General features: G+C 43.3%; 4 protein-coding genes. 1 reads left to right on the plus strand and 3 read right to left on the minus strand.

Annotated elements, in window-relative coordinates:
• Positions 1-99 precede the first annotated feature (99 nt).
• The gene (locus tag BJP34_RS08885; RefSeq protein WP_229424295.1) at positions 100-6,378 is read right to left on the minus strand and encodes a hybrid sensor histidine kinase/response regulator; all 6,279 of its coding nucleotides are present in this window, start codon (positions 6,376-6,378) and stop codon (positions 100-102) included.
• 19 nt (positions 6,379-6,397) lie between these two features.
• Between BJP34_RS08885 and BJP34_RS42785 the strand changes: the two genes are divergently transcribed.
• Positions 6,398-6,574: a hypothetical protein gene (locus BJP34_RS42785; protein WP_158517094.1), complete on the plus strand. Its 177-nt coding sequence runs from the start codon at positions 6,398-6,400 to the stop codon at positions 6,572-6,574.
• Here the strand turns inward: BJP34_RS42785 and BJP34_RS08890 are convergent, their stop codons facing one another.
• Entirely contained in the window at positions 6,575-13,123 is a 6,549-nt protein-coding gene (locus BJP34_RS08890) for a hybrid sensor histidine kinase/response regulator (protein WP_083305067.1), read from the minus strand.
• Positions 13,124-13,496: 373 nt separating this feature from the next.
• Entirely contained in the window at positions 13,497-19,646 is a 6,150-nt protein-coding gene (locus BJP34_RS08895) for a hybrid sensor histidine kinase/response regulator (RefSeq protein ID WP_070392035.1), read from the minus strand.
• Between the last annotated feature and the right edge of the window lies 1 nt (position 19,647).

The following is a 19,647-nucleotide window of genomic DNA, read 5'->3' on the forward strand; positions in this document are numbered from 1 at the left end:
ACCTTTGATTAACTATAGCGCTAACTTAAATCCCCAAAGATTGTAAAGCTAGCGTGTGGCTGGAAGTTGACCCTTCTGTTGAAATCCTCAGCAAAGTTTTTAATTAGAATTCGATATTGATAGATTTTCTTCTACCAAAGCCAAAATCTCCGCTTCTTGAAAATCTTGTGCTAATTCCTTGAGTTTGTTGGCAAAAGGAAGGTATTTATCGTCCAACTCCTCAAGATAGACCGCTCGTTCACAAATTTTCCTCATACTCCCAAGCATCGCTAACTCATATAACACTTCCATCTCGGAGTTTGGCGGAATTATAAATGATTCATTTAATACTTCCTCTAATGAGTCTTCTTTGGAGGGATTGGCTACTGGTTGAATATCAGATTTTTGACGCGCAGCAGTGTCTTCATAGATCCACTCCAAAGCTAAATGCTGCTCTAATACTTGGAGTAACTGTAGTTGGTCTACTGGTTTAGAAATAAAATTATCACAACCAGCTATTCTGCTCTTAGTTTCATCCATTTCCCAGATGCTGGTTGAAACGGCTACAATGGTTATATTCTGGATTTGAGGTATCTGTCGAATTTCCTGAACAGCTTCAAAACCGGTTTTGACAGGCATAACTAGGTCAGTCAAAATCAAGTCGGGTTGGATTTGGCAAGCCAGTTGTACTTCTTCGAGACCATTGTTTCCTAAAACCACCTCAAATCCTAACGGCTCTAGCATGTTTTGTAAGACAGCACGGTTTTCGAGTTTATCATCTACTACCAGTATTTTGCGGCGAACTCCTTGATAACCAATGACCTGACCGACTAAATTCTCTTCTGTTTTCAAAGCTATTTCCAAAGTTGGGAAGGTGACATCTAACCAAAACGTGGAACCTTTGCCCAGCTCGCTCTTAAGGTTTAATTCTCCCTTCATCAAGTCGATCAGTTTCTGGCTAATAGTTAAACCTAAGCCTGTACCATCAGCACGGTTGTGGATATCTCCAACTTGTTCAAAGGGTTGGAAAATTGTTTCTAACTGCTTCTGAGTCATTCCCACTCCTGTATCAATCACCTCGAAACGTAGAGTCTGGGGATGATTGACCTGATGGTTAACCTCTCCATTTTGGTTCTTGAGTACGCTGACTTTAAAGGTGACTTGACCACGATCAGTAAATTTGACGGCGTTGCCCAGCAGATTGAGAAGTATTTGCCGCAATCGCTTCTGATCGGCTTGAATCCCAGAGGGGAGATTATCCCCTGGCTGGTACTTGAATAAAATATCTTTTTCTAATGCTCTCATGCCGATAATTCCTACTACCTCTTCCAGAAACGTGGGCAAATGCCAGTCAGTAGGATATAGTTCCATCTTGCCAGCTTCAATCTTGGCAATGTCAAGGAGATCGTTGATCAGAGTCAATAGATGGTTGCCACTTTGGTAGATAGTTTTTAAACCATTGGTTTGACGAGGATTGAAATTGCGATCGCGCATTAAGATTTGGGCGTAGCCGAGGATGCCATTGAGGGGAGTGCGGAGTTCGTGGCTCATGTTGGAGAGGAAATCACTCTTAGCTTGGTTAGCCACTTCTGCTGCCTGTAAAGCCTTCTGTAGGTCTTGGGTTCTTTCTTCTACTTTAACTTGTAGACTTTGAGCCAATGCTTCGAGCTGTTCGTAAAGTCGAGCGTTCTCTAAGGAAATCGCTGCTTGAGACGTCAGTAGATTTAACACTTCTAATCGGTCTGGTGTAAAGGCTCCTGGGGTTAGATTATTTTCTAAATAGAGAATGCCGACCAACTTGCCCTGGTTTAAGATCGGACTACACAGAACAGATTTGGGCTGACGGGTCTGTAGGTAAGGGTCGTTAGCAAAGTTGGAGTCAGCACCGGCATTATTGAGAACTAAATTCTCCCCAGTACGAGCCACATAGTTAATCAGGGCTTTGGGTAACTGGTCACTGGTTGCTAGTGGGATTGACTGCAACCGAGTCTGGTCAACTGACTCAACATCAATAGTTGCTTCTATGAACAGTTGATGATCTCGTTGTAAGATTAAACAACCAAACTGCGCTCCAGCATTCTCTACTACAATTTCCATCAACTTATTGAGCAGCTCAGCTAGGACGATTTCCCCAGAAATAGTTTGAGATGCTTTGACTACTGTGTTTAAATCCAGTATGATGTCTGACCTAGTGCTGCTGGTAGTAGTAGTGCTAATGGTTTGGGTTGAAGACAAAGAAGACTGCTGGGTTCTTTTAACCAGTAAGTCGGGATACTTCTGTTCCAAATCTTCGACTTTACGTGTTGCCCCCCAAAGCTGATAGTTATAGTGAGCTTTATGGAGGTAAAGTTGAGCAATGTCTGATTTGCCTCGGCTTAACCAAAACTTAGCGGCTAATTCATTAGCTAGAGCTTGATTCTGGATAAAGCCATGGTCTTCAGCGGAAGCGATCGCTTGGTCATATAACTCCATTGCCTCTAGATGGTGACCAGATAAACGAGCCATCTCTGCTGCTACCAACAGATACTTATGCTGGAAGTTCTCAGGACAGTTATCTGCCCAACGTTTCATTTGTTCTTGGTTGGTTAACAGCTGCTGCCAATAGTGCTTTTTATCAACCTCTGACGCCGAGGGGTAGAGACTAGCTAAACTCAGGGATTCGTAGAAACGTTTGACAGCCACCTGAAACTTACTGGTAAGCACAGCAATAATTTTTTCGGCTTTTTCTGAATAATCAAGGGATTGACGTGGTTGATCATACCAATAAAGAACTATGGATTTGAGGATATAATAGTGGCAAAGGGCATAGTCAGCATGATGAGAGTGGCAATTTTCTAGATACTGGGATTCCGTGAGGTCTTCGATATCAAACGAAAATCTATCCCTAGTTTTTCCCAAAAGGTTGCATAGAACAAGCTTTAAGGCCAAAATTGAATCTTCAGCTAAACGATGATGATTTTTTTGAACTAATCTTAAGTACTCAGGTAACTCTTCTATAATTTTTGATAAGTTTTTTCCAAAATAAAATGGATTTACTAATTTATAGAGCAGTATATAACCAAGAAATATAATGTTTCCCGAAGCTAAAGCGGTCTGTATTCCCTCATCTAAAATCTGCTCCGATTTGTTTAAGTGATTAACCCAAGGTAACAAATTATTAGCAAATACATAACAAGCCTGAGCTACTTTATCTAATTGGTTAAATCTCTTACTCAAATTGAGAGCAAGCCAGCCAATTTCATAGCCTAATTGATAATCCCCTAACTCCCTAGTGACCAACATCCCGTAAACCGTAAAACCAAAGGCTGATTCAGCCACCATGCCATATTGGCAAGACAGCTCGACAATTTTAGACCCTAACCAAAAGTGTAATTGGTCTTGCTTGGTAAGATAAGAAGGAACTAGCAGCCAATTTAATAACTTAATTATCCTCTTTTGAATTAGGTCATTTGCCTCTGGTTCATTCAGTAGCACACTGATGGCTTGACCCTGAGTTTTTTGGTTAATTTGCTGTCTAACACGTTCTAAACATAGTGATAAAGTCTTTAGCTGGTCTGGTGTTGGCCAATCTAGTCCTAGCAGAGGGAGAGCTTGTTTGCCAATTTCAATTGCCTTATGGTCCTGGGATATCATGGTGTGGTGTAGAATACTTAACCAATAAATATCTGCTTTGTCTACTACAGACTCTACCCGAGATAGGAGCAAGTTAATTAATTTCTCTGCCTGCTCGAAATTACTATTCAATTGCTCCGTCTGTGCCAGTTCCTTATGCAAAGCATAGGTAACAGAGTAGTGAGTTTCCCAAGCATTATCCTCAAGATAAGCGATGCCTAGTTGAAAATAGTCTTTAGCTGCTCCATAAGCGATATTTTCCTTAGCTTTTTTACCGGCTTCTAAGTTCAACTGAGCCAAATCCCTTCTTTCTGTGGGATCTGCAATTACATCTTGAGCTACGTTAAGATGATTGACCAGTTCAAACACCCTTTCTTCGCGCTCCGTCTCTGAGAGATTAGTGCGCAAAAGCCGTCCAATCCTCAGATGAACTTTCGTTTTATCCTCCTGATTGATTAACCCATACGCCGCTTGTTGTACTCGGTCATGGAGAAATTTAAAATTGAGAATGACCAGTTGAGACTCGATGATTTCTTCATCACTAGTTTTCAGCTCAGATGTTGGCAACACGAATCCTTCTTGAATCGCACTCAGTAAATCCCTAAAGGTATCTGTTAAGGACTTTTCATAGACAATTGACAGAGTAGTGAGGTTAAAATAATTTCCTATACAAGCCGCTAGTTGCAATACCTTCTGGGTAGTAGCTGGTAATTTTTTGAGCTTCCTGAGCATCAACTCTACCACATTATCAGTAATACCTAGCGCATTAATTTCATAAATCTCCCACTGCCATTGAGCTTGATGTCCGTCTTTAGGAGCCTTAAACCTTACTAGGTTTTCCGCGTAAAGTGTTTGGAGAAACTGGTTGACAAAGAAAGGATTACCAGCGGTTTTATTCACCACCAATTTGGCTAATGGTATCACTGACTCTGGCTGAGCTTGTAAAGTATCAGCAATTAGTTGCTTGATCTGGTTTTCTTGTAAAGGAGCTAAGGTAATTTGCTCAAAGGTAATCCCCAATTCTCCCAGCTTATCTAGGGTTAGCATCAGGGGATGAGTAGTGTTGACTTCGTTATCCCGATAAGCACCAATTAACAATAAGTACTCGGTTTCTTCATTAGTCATGATTAGCTCAATCAGCTTCAGTGTGGCTGTATCTGCCCACTGAAGATCATCAAGGAAAATGACTAGGGGGTGCTCTTCAGAACAAAAGAGTTTGATGAAGTTCTGGAAAACTAAATTAAAGCGGTGTTGAGTCTCAATAGGGGGAAGAGTTGCTACGGTGGGCTGTTTACCAATAATTAGTTCTACTTCAGGAATCACATCGATGATCACCTGTCCATTAGGATTGAGTACTGCTAGGAGTTTTTCTCGCCACTGGTTGAGTTGCTCTTCTGGTTCACTGAGCAGTTGTTGCACTAAACTAGAGAAGGCACTGACAATAGCAGAGTAGGGAATATTGCGCTGAAATTGGTCAAATTTTCCAGAAATAAAGTATCCCCGTTGCCGAGTGACCGGTTTGTAAATTTCCCGTACCAGTGCTGATTTACCAATGCCAGAATAACCAGTAACTAGCATCATTTCAGCTCGAGACCGGGGATTGCTCAAATTTTGGACTGGTTTGGAGCTGAAGTTAGATTTTCGATGTTGTTGGCTGTTGCTAGTTGCGTACGCAGCGACTCGCTCAAAGGCAGCGAGCAGCATCTGGACTTCTTGCTCTCTACCATAGAGTTTCTGGGGAATGTGAAAGGTTTCCGAAATGTCTTGAGTACCTAGGGGAAATGGTGGGATTTTGCCAGTGGTCTGTAACTGGTTCAAGCATTCTTCTAAATCCGCTTTGATGCCCCAAGCACTTTGATAACGCTCCTCAGCGGTTTTCGCCATTAATTTTAGGACAATATCTGACAACAGTTGAGGAATCTGTGGAGAGGTTAACGTTAAGCTCTGTTGTTGATGGGGAGGGATAGGTTGTTTGGCAAGATGACAATGGACTAACTCCATCGCCTCAGTAGTCTCAAAGGGGAGTTTGCCTGTGAGTAATTCATAGAAGGTAACCCCAAGGGAGTAGAAATCTGTACGGTAATCTAGGCAACGGTTCATTCTCCCGGTCTGCTCTGGGGAAATATAGGCTAATGTTCCTTCTAGAACATGGGGATTTTTTAAGGTGGGAGTTTCCCTGAGTAACTGGGTAGAAATGCCAAAGTCGATAATTTTGATGTCCCCGGTGTCTGGGTTATAAATGATATTACTGGGATTAATATCTTTATGAATAATATTGACTCCATGAATCGCCCCTAAGCTATCCGTGACTTGGATAGCTAATCTCAAAAATTCTTCTAGGCTAAACTGGCGTTTAGTTACCCAATTCTTTAAGGATTCTCCGCCAAAGTCCTCCAAGATAATAACCAGCGTGCTGTGATACTTATGCAACTCATAGGCTTTGATAACTCCGGCAAAATTTAGAGAGTGATTGAGTTGATATTCTTGTTTATATCTGGTCAACTCTGATTCGGTGGGATAATCCTCCTTCAGGACTTTGATAATAACCGATTGATGGTCGTTATCTCTGATGCCGCGATAAACGATTGAATTAGAACTTTCGTAAATTTTAGTCTTAACTTGATAGCCGTTAAGAGTAATCATAGATAGCAGGGAATAGGGAATAGGGAATAGGGAATAGGGAATAGGGAACAGGGACTTCGGAGCAGGGAACAGGGAACAGGGACTTCGGAGCAGGGAACAGGGAACAGTAGGAAATCTATCAGATGATTTTTTTTTATCAATCAATAGTTGGTTTTATGATATATTGCTAAAGGCGATAATCCTTAGTATTTTTAATAAATATTTTGTCTACAGCTTAACTCAATTAAATTTGGTTTTGCAACAAGATATAGCGTTTTTTATAGCTATGAATTACAGAAGTTATTTTCACTATTGCCTCTTGCCTCTTGCCTCTTGCCTCTTGCCTACTCCCATTAACTGATTAACTGTTGTCCATCTCTAGATACTTTTCCACTAACTCTAAAATCTTTTCCTCCTGGAATCCTTCTGCTAAATCTTTGAGTTTCTTAGCAAAAGGGATGTACTTTGTATTCAGTTGTTCGAGATAGGTGGCTCGTTGGCGAATCTTTTTCATACTGCCGAGCATGGCTAATTCGTATAGGACTTCCATTTCTGCTGGTGGCGGAATCACTAAAGGGTGCTCAATTCTAGCTGCTGCTATGGTCTGTTGGGAGTCTTCTTCATAAATCCACTCCAGTTGTAAATACTCTCCCAACAATTCCAGCAACTGTTGCTCATCTACGGGTTTGGACAAAAAGCCTTGACAGCCGACAAGCTTACTTTTCTCAATGTCTGTGTCTAACACGCTAGCGGACACCACAATAATGGGGATATCCTGCATTTGAGGTAGGTTTTTCAGTTCTGCGATCGCTTCAAAGCCAGTTTTGACCGGCATGACTAAGTCGGTCAATATCAGGTCAGGTTGCAGCTGTTGAGCCAGTTCGATTTCCTGCTGCCCATTTTCTGCCATCGCTATTTCAAAGTCCAACGGCTCCAGCATGTTCTGCAACACAGCCCGATTTGCTGGTTTGTCTTCCGCTATTAATACCTTGCGCCGAGAGCCAATATAACCAACAATTTTCCCCAGCTTCTGTTGCTGCTGTGGTTGGTATGTTTCTACCACTGGGAAGGTAACATCAAACCAGAACGTAGAGCCATAATCAAGTTGGCTTGTGACTTGTAGCTTTGCTCCCATTAGCTCTACCAACTGCTTGGTGATCGTTAGCCCTAAACCAGTGCCAGCAGCACGCCTTTGGGTATCTCCCACTTGTTCAAAGGGTTGGAAAATTTTCTGTAACTGTTCTTCGGTCATACCAACACCGGTATCAATTACTTGAAAACGAAGCGATGCAGCGAGGTAGTCGGCCAAAGGGGGTTCCCCCCATGAGCGACTACCGGTGCGGTCTTGGGGAGGCAGCGCGGTCTTGGGGGTTCCCCCCATGAGCGACTGCCGTTGGTTTCCCCCACTCGCTATTGCATCAAGAAGTGTTTTCTTTTGTGATTGGTCAATTTTTTGGCCTTGCTGAATTGAAGTATGAATGCGCGTACCTTTGGTTTTGGTCAAGCCCCCTAAATCCCCCAACTTTGGGGGACTTTCAGAGTTTTGTTCCCCCCACAATTGGGGGGCTAGGGGGGCAACATCATACCCAGAATCAGCAACGGTGATTTTTGAGGGAGCACTAATCACCTTAACGTTTAATGTTACTTCACCATGGTCAGTGAATTTAACCGCATTACCTAACAAATTCAGCAGTACCTGTCGCAATCGTTTTTCGTCAGCTTTAATGCCATGAGGTAAGTTATCCTCAGGGTTATATTGGCACACAATATCTTTTTCCAAGGCTCGCATGCGGATAATCCCGACCACACTTTCGAGGAAACTTTGGAGGTGTAAATCCCTGGGGTAGAGTTCCATTTTGCGAGCTTCAATTTTAGATAGGTCTAAAATATCGTTGATCAGAGTTAACAAATGGTTGCCGCTTTGCTCAATAATAGTTAAACCATCGATTTGTCTGGTGCCTAAGTCTCGGTCTCGCTTCAGGATTTGAGCATAGCCCAGAATTCCATTGAGAGGAGTACGAAGTTCATGGCTCATATTGGAGAGGAATTCGCTTTTAGCTTGGTTAGCCGCATCAGCTGCTTGTTTAGCTTGTGCTAATTCAGCAGTGCGTTCGGCAACTTTGTCTTCTAAATTGCTGTAAAGTTGAGCATTTTCGAGAGAAATGGCGGCTTGGGAGGTGAGCAGATTTAATATTTCTAATCGGTCTGGTGTAAAAGCTCCAGTGGTAAGATTATTTTCTAGATAAAGTAAACCAATTAGTTTACCTTGATTGATGATAGGAGTACACATCAGACTTCGGGGTTGCTGACGGATAAAATAGGGATCAGCCGCTAGGATAGTCTCAACCGTAATATCATTAATAACTAGGGTTTCCGATTTCCGCTTAACATAATTTATCGCACTTTGGGGAATATCTGGGCTTTCTTCCACTGCCATAGATTCCACTAAAGCCAGATTAGCGGTTTCCATCGCCTCAAGCACTAACCTCTCACCTTTTACCAAAATCAGAGCGCATTTGTCAGCTCCAGCATTCTCCATCACCACTTGCATCAAAGTCGAGAGCAACTTATCAAGCTGGATTTCCCCAGATAGAGCCTGGGATGCTTTGATCACCGTAGCCAAATCCAAAGCAGTGGAAGCGTTAGTAGTGGTGGTATTAACCCCTTGAGTAGTGATGTTGGTGATCGTCTCTGCTGTGCTGAGACTAGTAGTTTTCTGGGTAATAATGGAACTGAGAAATTGGGGATAGCGAATTTCCAAATCCTCCACCTTAGCCTTTGCGCCCCAGTGGCTATAACCATAGTAGGCACGAGTTAGGTAGGCTTGGGCAATAGTTTCTTTACCCCACTCCAAGTAGAATTTGGCAGCCAGCTCATTAGCCAGGGCTTCCTCTTGGATGTATTCATTTTCCTTTGCTCCAGCAATAGCGCGGTCATAATACTCCATAGCTTCCAGCTTTTCACCCAAAACACGATAGCGCTCGGCTTCGACTAAATAAAATTTGTGCAAATAATTCATCGGGGCATGGTCTGCCCATGTTTTGATTTTGTCTTGATTTTTAGCTATCTTATCTAAACTTTGTTGTTGTTGAGCGTGATTCTGTTTAGGATATAGAGCTAAGCGAGTTAGAGAGTCATAGCAATATAAAAGCGCAAAAAGGAAAAGGGCTGCTACTCCATCTATATAATTTTCGGTAATGGTGGCTTGTTGCGAAGCTTGCTGATAATCCTGAAAGAGATAACACAGGAATAATTTATTCAGGTGTAGGGTGTAAAGTGCCCTGAGGTTATTGAACTCCTGATGGAGCGGGAGCATGATCTCTTCGTCGTAGACTTCACCTTTTAAACAGCAAGAATTTTCAGCTTGTCCTAGTAAGTTTAAGACCCCTTGCCAGGTGATGGCAATAAGCTGACGTGGGATCTCTTGCTTGAGTTGATCAATCCTTTGATGATAGTTGGCACAGGTCTGGTCAAGCTCAGTCAGCTCTTTGCCGAGCCAAAAGGAATGTTCTAAGTACATCAACGCAGAGGCGGCAGAGTTGTCAAAATCTCCAGTTTCTATCCCGACAGAGTAAGCGTCTAGCAACGAGGTTAATGTTTCGTTCACATGCATTTTCCAGGGCTTTATGGTGATATTGACCACATACAGTACTGTACATTTAAGCTGTTTCGCATTGAACCGTGCTAATAACCCCAGAGCAAGTTGACCGAATCGATAGTTGCCATTGATATCTCCACAAACCTGCCAGAGCAAGATGCCGTAATGTGTATAGGACACAGCAGACAGAGCAGAATTCCCCTCTTGCACGGAGAGATTGACCTGTTTCAAAGCCACTAACGGATACAGTAGAGGATTGGTCATATAAGTAATTGGTGCGAGTCGCGAGAGGATAGTCATCGCCCCTAGTTTTTCGGGATCGCTCATTACCGGCAAATCCATTAACTCCTCAATCTCTTTACCCTCTAAAGCTGATTGTGTCTGCTTTAGGGCCAGCTCAATATCCTCTGGACTGGGCTGTTGGGGCAGTTCTATCCCCAATAGGTTCAGCACTTGCAGCCCGGTGGTAATGGCTTGCTCAAGCTGATTTTGGGCTTTATAGGCATCAATCAAGACTTGATAGGCGGTGATTTTGTCCAGTAGTGTTTTCCCTTGTGCCAACACCACCTCAACCATTTGCTCCATCTGCTCAAAGTCGGTATTGAGGTATGCCACCTCGGCAGCAGCTTGATATAGAGCTAGGGTTAGGTCATACTGACGTTGCCAGCTATTTTGCCCTAGCAGTTCCAGACCTACTGTTAAATAGTTAAAAGCAGCCTCATAGGCCGTGGCTCCCTTGGCTTTTTCTCCAGCAATACGATTTAATTGAGCTAATTCATCTCGCTGTGCTTGATCTGTAATTAACTCCAGACCATAATTTAACTGATTGACAATATCGAAAATCTTTTCTTCTCGTTCTGCTGTGGGGATATTTTTCAACAGCAGTTGCCCAATACTCAGATGGGTTAACTGTTTCTGGTCTTCCGGAATCAGAAAATAAGCGGCTTGTTGGACTCGGTCATGTAAAAACTTGTAACTTGGGGATTGGTGATCCGGGATTGAGCTTTGGGATAATTTTTCTTCAGTGTTTGATGGGGAATTACTATTAACAGTAAAAAATTTGTAAATTTCCGTGGTGGGTAACACCAACCCTTCTTGCAGAGATTTCCATAAAGAAGTTGCCGTCTCAGTTGGAGATTTATCATGGATAATCGCCAGGGTATTCAAATCAAATTGGTGGCCAATACAAGCCGCTAGTTTTAAGACATCCTGAGTTTCTTTTGGCAATTTCTGTAACTGCAGTGCCATAAATTCAACCACGTCATCCGTCAGAGCCAAGCATCTAATTTCACTGATGTCACACTGCCAATACCCTTGGTCAAAATTAAAGGTGATTAATCGGTCGTGATGGAGGGATTTCAGGAATTGGGTAGCAAAGAAAGGATTTCCTTTGGTTTTCTGAGCCACTAGTTCGGTTAGGGGTTCCGCCAGTTCTATCCCACAAGTAAGAGTATCGGCAATCAGATGGTTTAAGTCAGATTTGCTCAGGGGGTCGAGGGTAATGGTATTGAGTGGAACGCCCACTTTGGCCATCTCGGACAACGTGAGCATCAATGGATGAGTAGGATTTACTTCATTATCTCGATAAGCACCAATCAACAGTAGATGTATGGTATGAGTTTCTGCTATCAACAATTGCAGCAACTTCAGAGAAGCAGAATCTGCCCACTGCAAGTCATCTAGGAAAATCACCAGGGGATGTTCCTTGGTGGTAAACACTTGGATAAATTTACTAAAGAGCAAATTAAACCGATTTTGAGCTGCCGTACCAGAAAGTTCGTCAGCAGGAGGCTGTTTGCCGATAATTCCTTCTAATTCTGGAATCACATCCACCATCACTTGACCATTCTCACCCAAAGCAGACAGAATTTCGGCTTTCCACTGCTGCAGTTGGGCATCAGTTTCGGTGAGTAATTGCTCCATCAAATCCCGGAGTGCAACGACTATGGCACTAAAGGGAATATTGCGCTGGAACTGGTCAAACTTACCTTGGATGAAATAACCCCGCTGCCGCACAATCGGTTTTTGGACTTCATGGACCACAGCGGTTTTACCAATGCCGGAAAAGCCAGCGACCAGAATCATTTCTGTGGTTCCTTGACTAACTCGCTCAAAGGTGGCGAGTAAGGTATCTACTTCGGCTTGACGCCCATAGAGTTTTTCGGGAATTACGAAGCAATCGCAAATATCTCGACTACCCAATTTAATTTCAGCGATCGCCCCCAATCTCTGCCAGTGCTCCGAACACTGTTGTAGGTCATACTTAAGTCCCAAAGCACTCTGATAACGGTCTTCGGCATTTTTAGCCATCAGTTTACTGATAATGTCAGATAGGAGTGGGGGAATAGCTGGATTACGCTGGTGTGCAGCTAATGGTTGTTTAGCAATATGACAGTGAACCAACTCCATCGGGTCAGTAGTGCTAAAGGGTAACTCTGTGGTGAGCAGCTTGTAGAAGGTTACCCCTGTCGAATAAAAGTCACTGCGGTAGTCAATGCCGCGATTCATCCGTCCAGTTTGTTCCGGAGACAGATAAGCCAGGGTACCTTCGAGGCAGTTAGGACTAGTCAGGATTTGGCTTTCTTTCGGCAGTAGGGAGGCAATACTGAAGTCGATGAATTTGACCTGACTGGTGCTGGGATTAATCAGGATATTCCTAGGCTTGATATCTTTGTGAATGACTCGGTAGCGATAGAGTTCATCCAGGATTGAGGCGATTTGAATTGCGATGTGGAGAAATTCCTGAATAGGACTTACGAAATTTAGTTGGTTTTGCCCCCCTGCCCCCCAATTCTGGGGGGTAATGATGTCAAAGTCCCCCAGAATTGGGGGATTTAGGGGGCACTTGCGTAAGTCCTGCTGAAGTGACTGCTTACTGAGCATACCGGGATGCTCTACATCATCCGTTATCGCTCTTTGATCCAAGCTATCAGTGGTATACTCTTCCAGGGAGACGCCACCAAAGTCTTCCATCACCAATACCAATGTATTGTGGTAAGACTCCAAGCTATAGATTTTGATAATGCCGGGATGGTCAAGATTTTTGGCAATGGTGTACTGATTGCGGAACTGGACAAGTTCCTGGAAGCTGGGATAGGAATTATTGAGGAATTTGAGTACTACTGGTGTGTGGTCATTGTTCCTAGTGCCACGATAAACTACGGTTCTCGACCCATGATAAACCAGGTCAGTGATGGAATAGCCTTTAATGTTGGGAGGAGTTGTGTTCATGGGTGACATACCTAGGTGAGGGGATATAGCGCTACGGGCAAGGCAAGAGGCAAGAGGCAAGAGGCAAAAGTTGACGTGCATTAGCGTGTGCTGCTTTTATCAATGTCCTAACTTTAATGCGTAGTGCTATACTGCCTCAGCGACCAATTCAACGGGACTCATTTTATATATTTCCCTGTTTCTGCAGACTAGGTAACATTAGAAGTCAGAAGTCTGAAGTCAGCAAGGTTCGAAGTCTGAAGTCTGAAGTCTGAAGTCTGAAGTCTGAAGTCAGCAAGGTTCGAAGTTAGAAGTCTGAAGTCTGAAGTCAGAAGTCAGCAAGGTTCGAAGTTAGAAGTCTGAAGTAAGCATTGCCTCTTGCCTCTTGCCTCTTGCCTCTTGCCTTCCCCTCCTGGGAGGGGTTAGGGGTGGGTTGCCTCTTGCCTCTTGCCTCTTGCCTACTCCCATTAACCGATTAACTGTTGTCCATTTCTAGATACTTTTCCACTAAAGCTAAAATCTTTTGCTCCTGGAATCCTTCAGCTAAATCTTTTAGTTTCTTAGCAAAGGGTATATATTTTGTATCCAGTTCTTCAAGATAGGTGGCTCGTTGGCGAATCTTTTTCATACTGCCGAGCATGGCTAATTCGTAGAGGACTTCCATTTCTGCTGGTGGCGGAATCACTAATGGTTGCTCTGAACTAGCTAGTGCTATGGTTTGTTGCGATACTTCTTCATAAATCCACTCCAGTTGCAAATACTCTCCCAATAATTCCAGCAACTGTTGCTCATCCACGGGTTTGGACAAAAAGCCTTGACAGCCTGCAAGCTTACTTTTCTCAATGTCTGTGTCTAACACGCTAGCGGACACTGCAATAATTGGGATATCCTGCATTTGAGGTAGGTTTCTCAGTTCTGCGATCGCTTCAAAGCCAGTTTTGACCGGCATGACTAAGTCGGTCAATATCAGGTCAGGTTGCAGCTGTTGAGCTAGTTCGATTTCCTGCTGGCCATTTTCTGCCATCGCTATTTCAAAGCCCAATGGCTCTAGCATCTTCTGCAACACAGCCCGATTTGCTGCAAAGTCTTCCGCTATTAATACCTTGCGCCGACAGCCAATATAACCAACAATTTGCCCCAGGCTCTGTTGCTGCTGTGGTTGGTATGTTTCTACTACTGGGAAGGTAACATCAAACCAGAAGGTAGAACCATAACCAAATTCGCTTGTCACTTGTAGCTTTCCTCCCATTAGCTCTACTAACTGCTTGGTAATTGTTAAACCTAAACCAGTGCCAGCAGCACGCCGTTGGGTATCTCCGACTTGTTCAAAGGGTTGGAAAATTTTCTGTAACTGTTCTTCGGTCATACCAACACCGGTATCAATGACTTGAAAACGAAGCGATGCAGCGAGGTAGCGCGGTCTTGGGGGTTCCCCCCATGAGCGACTACCGGTGCGGTCTTGGGGGTTTCCCCCATGAGCGACTGCATCAAGAAGTGTTGTCTGAACTGTTGTCTTTTGTGGTTGGTCGAGACTAATCACATTAACCTTTAACGTTACTTCACCAGTGTCAGTAAATTTAACAGCATTACCTAATAAATTTAGCAGTACCTGTCGCAGTCGTTTCTCGTCAGCTTTAATGCCATGAGGTAAGTTATCCTCAGGGTTATATTGGCACAAAATATCTTTTTCATTTGCACGCATGCGGATAATCCCGACCACACTTTCGAGGAAACTTTGGAGGTGTAAATCCCTGGGGTAGAGTTCCATTTTGCGAGCTTCAATTTTAGATAGGTCGAGGATATCGTTGATTAGAGTCAACAAATGGTTGCCGCTTTGCTCAATAATCCTTAAGCCATCGATTTGCTTGGTGCCTAGGTCCCGGTCTCGCTTGAGGATTTGAGCATAGCCGAGGATACCATTGAGAGGAGTACGCAATTCATGGCTCATGTTAGAAAGGAACTCGCTTTTAGCTTCGTTAGCAGTATCGGCTTTTTGTTTAGCAGCTTTCAGTTGTTGATTAGACTCCGCTAGTTGGGCGGTGCGTTCTTCTACTTTCTGTTCTAGGGTGTGGGAATAGTCTTCTAATTGGCGATACAACAGGGCATTTTCTAGGGAAATAGCAGCTTGGGAGGTGAGCAGATTTAAGACTTCTAATCGGTCTGGTGTAAAGGCTCCAGTGGTGAGATTATTTTCCAGATAGAGCAAACCAATTAGTTGGCCTTGGTTAATAATGGGAGTACACAAAATCGATTGGGGTTGATGAATCTGGATATAGGGATCTGTAGAGAAGGTCTGATGTTTAGTAGCACGGTGACAAACAACACTGGTTTGGGTTCGGATAACGTAGTTGATAATGGACTTTGGTAGGGAGGTTTCTGGGAAATTATCTAAGGGAGCGAATTGTAAAATGTTTACTTTCTTGCTATCTTTATTGGTATCAAGTATCCCTTCTGCTGCGATCGCCCATTGCTGATTCTGTTGAAGCAATAGATACGCCGTTTCGGCTCCGGCATTTTCGATCACAATTGCCATCATGTTGGCTAGTAAGGTATCAAGTTTAATCTCTTGGGCTAGGGCTTGAGAGGCTTTGAGGATGCTGATTAGGTCTAGGGAATCGGATAGGGTTGTGGCAGTGGTGGATGAGGTGGTGGTGTGAGTAGCAGAGAATCGAAGGTTACTGGCGGTTTGGGTTAGTAACTGGGGATAACGTTGTTCTAAGTCTTGGACTTTTGCTAATGCTCCCCAGTGACTGTAGCTATGGTATGCCTCCATCATGTAGACTTGGGCAATTTTGTCTTTGCCCCATTCCAGATAAAATTTGGCGGCGAGTTCGTTGGCAAGGGCTTCTTCGTTAAGATATCCGTTTTCCTTTGCGTCAGCAATGGCGCAATTGTATAGATCCATCGCTTCCAGGTTTTGACCTAGAATCCGATGGCGCTCTGCTTCTACTAGATGAAATTTGTGCAGATAATTCATGGGAGCATAGTCAGCCCAGTTTTTAATCTTTTCTTGATTGGTAGCAACACGAGCTAAACATTCTTCTTTGTCCATAGTTGTTGAACTAGGATATAGCGCCAGCCTTACCAAAGAATCGTAAAAATAGAACAGGGGGACGAATACTTGTCCGGGAATTCCTTCTAAATATAGTTCTAGTTTAGCAGCAATTTCCCTAGCTTCAAGCAAATCACCAAATAGAAAGCAAAGAATCAGTTTATTAGCATATAATAATGCCATGGTACTGATATCGTTTGCTTGCTGATGGATTGGTAACATTTGCGCTTCGTTATAGGCTTTACCGATTAGATAACAGGGATTTTCGGCATTTCCGAGCAAATTCAAAACCGCTTGATGAAAGATTTCGTTTAAGTGAAAGACAGTTGTTTGGTTAAGCTGATTGATGGCTTGGCTATAGGTGGCTATCTCTTGTTCAAGTCCGTTTAGTTCCTGGCCAAGGACATAGGAATGGGAACAATAATCTAAAGCGGCAAATGAAGCATATTCTAAATCGCCAGTTTCCAGCCCACTTTGATAGGCTTCAAGCAAAGGGGTTAAGGTTTCCATGATATGCTCTTTCCAGTGCTTGATAGATAGGCAAACTATCTCGAATGTCCTGGCTTTAGTATTAGCTCTATTATTAAATTTTTCTAGAATACTGAAAGCAAGTTTACCAAATTCATAACCGCTATCGATGTCTCCGACTATCCCGCAGAGAATTAAGCCATAATTGGCATAAGCAAAGGCCGAAAACGAGGAATTGCCATGGTTGATGGATAAATTGACTTGTGCAAACACAATCAGGGGTAACAAGTCAGGAATTGCCATATAAGCTGCATTCAGCACGCTGGATAAGATTCCCATGGTTGCCAGCTTGTAGGGATCGGTCATTTCTGGCATGTTAATTAAGTCTTGAATGGCAATAGCTGGCAAATTCTGGATGGTTTCGGCCAGTCCAAGCTCGATATCAGTGTTGGTTGGGGTTTCTGGAAGGCTTACCCCTAGGAGTTTGAGAATAGTTAGAGCGGTATTGAGGGCGTCCAGTAACTGGTTTTGTGCGATGGAGGCTTGAATTTGGACTTGGTAAGCTTTCACCTTGTCCAGCAGGAGTCTAGCTTGCTGTAGCACTACCTGAGCTAATCTCGCCATTGCTTTCAAATCACCGTTAAGGTAGGCTGCCTCAATGGCTTCGTTATGTAAGGCTAAGGTCAATTCATAATGGGTTTGCCAGCTATCTGCTGATAGATCTGATAGATGATTAATGCCTGCATTGGCGTAATTCGTTGCTAGTTCATAAGCAGCAGAAACTTTGGCTTTTTGACTGGCGATCAGATTAAGCCTGGCAATTTCATGGAATTCTTCTGGAGAGGTAACCTGGTCACTGGCAAGATTGAGATGATCGGTAATCTCAAAGATAGACTCTGATAAGGCTTCGGATGTCTTGGTTTTTAATAACAGGCGACCGATTAGTAAGTGAAACGTTGTTTTTTCTGATGGTTCAATCAGGGTATAGGCTGCTTGTTGAACCCGATCGTGCTGAAATCTAAATTTAACTACACTGCAGTCGGTATCATCATCGAGGTTAATCAGCTGATACCCTTGATTTAAGCAAACAATTAATCCCTGTTGGATAGCGGGCAATAAACTATAGATGACTTGCTGGGGAGACTGTTGATAAATAACGGCTAATAGTAATACATCAAAGCTATTCCCAATACAAGCGGCTACCTGCAATATCTTTTGAGTCGTTTCCGAGAGCGTGCTGATTTTAGCTGCCATAAAGTCTACCACATTATCGGTAATATCTTTGGCTTCAATCAGCTCACTATCCCATTGCCATTGGCACTGGGTATGGTTAAATAGTAATAATTCTTCTGTATAAATGGATTTTATAAACTCTGTGGTAAAAAAAGGATTACCATGAGTTTTGGAGTAAACTAAATCTGTTAAGGGTTGGCTATCTTGAGGGGAACAGTCTAAGGCATCAGCAATTAACTGATTCACATGGACTGGCTTGAGATTATCGAGATGAATCTGTGAAACAATTCCCCCCTCTTGTTTGATTTCTTCGACAGCAGTCATGAAGGGATGGGCTGGATCTACTTCATGGTCTCGGTAGGCTCCCACAACTAGTAAATGCTTAAGCTCGCTATCGGTGATAATTGTCTTGAGCAGCATTAATGAAGCACTATCAGCCCATTGCCAATTATCAATGAACAAGACCAGTGGATGATCTGACTGACAAATGGCTTTGATGACGTTCTTGAAAACTAGATTGAAACGGTTTTGGGATGCGATCGCATCCACTGGTGCTACGGTGGGCTGTTTACCGATAATCCTCTCTAAATCAGGAATCACATCGATTAACACTTGCCCGTTGTTGCCCACAGCAGCTAGAATATTCCGCCGCCATTGATTGAGAGTCGTTTCCCTTGCGGTCAGCAGTTGATTGCACAAGTCATGGAAAGCTTTTGCGATCGCATCATAGGGAATGTTGTGCTGATATTGGTCATACTTACCAGCAATGAAATTACCACCCTTGGCAGTAATGGGTTTGTAGACTTCATTAACCAAGGCTGACTTGCCCACACCAGAATAACCAGCCACCAGCAGTAGTTCAGCCCCGTCTTTCCTAGAGAGGGCAGCTATCCGGTCAAATGCTGCCAGCAACGTCGCAATTTCCTGGTCTCGACCATACAAGGTTTCAGGAATAGTGAATCGTTCGGAAATGTCGTAGTGACCGAGTTGAAAGGTTTTGATTTCTCCTGTGGTTTGTAATTGTTCAAGACAGTGTTCCAAATCTGTCTTGAGCCCATGAGCCGACTGATAGCGGTCTTCCGCATTTTTTGCCATCAGTTTAAGCACAATATCTGAAACCGCTTTTGGACAACCGTCTCCCCCTCCCTCCCTCTGTGAGCTGATCAAGACATCGGGTGCCACAGGGGATTTAGCCAGATGAGAATGTACCAACTCCATCAGGTCAGTAGTGGGAAACGGTAGCTGCTTTGTTAACAGTTCATAGAAGGTGACACCAAGGGAATAAAAATCTGTACGGTAATCCAGGGAGCGGTTCATTCTCCCGGTCTGTTCTGGTGAAATATAGGCTAAGGTTCCTTCTATGACATTGGGATTTTTTAGAGTTGGATTTTCCCGCGATAGCACCGTAGAAATCCCAAAGTCAATAATTTTCAGCTCTCCCGTGTCGCAGTTAAAAACAATATTACTGGGGTTAATATCCTTGTGAATGACATTGGCCGTATGAATTTGTCCTAAAATTTCACTAATCTTGATACCAATAGTGATAAAGTCTTTGATGCTAAGGGTTTGTTTCGTTAGTAAAAGGCTTAATGACTCTCCGCCAAAATCCTCTAAAATAATTACCCGAGTATTCTGATAGTGCTGCAAGTCATAGACTTGAATAACTCCTTCTAGATTAAGAGAGCGAGTGATGTGATATTCTTGTTGATATCTGGTTAGTTCTTCTGGGCTAGGATAGTCCTGTTTAAGAAATTTAAGGATAACCGGCTGCTGATCACTATCGCGGTAACCACGATAAACCAGAGAATTGGCACTTTCATAAAGTTGGGCAGTGATTTGGTAACCCTTGAGGAGGGAGGCTGGCGGGTGCATC

Source organism: Moorena producens PAL-8-15-08-1 (assembly GCF_001767235.1).
In the GTDB taxonomy this organism is placed as follows: Bacteria; Cyanobacteriota; Cyanobacteriia; order Cyanobacteriales; family Coleofasciculaceae; genus Moorena; species Moorena producens_A.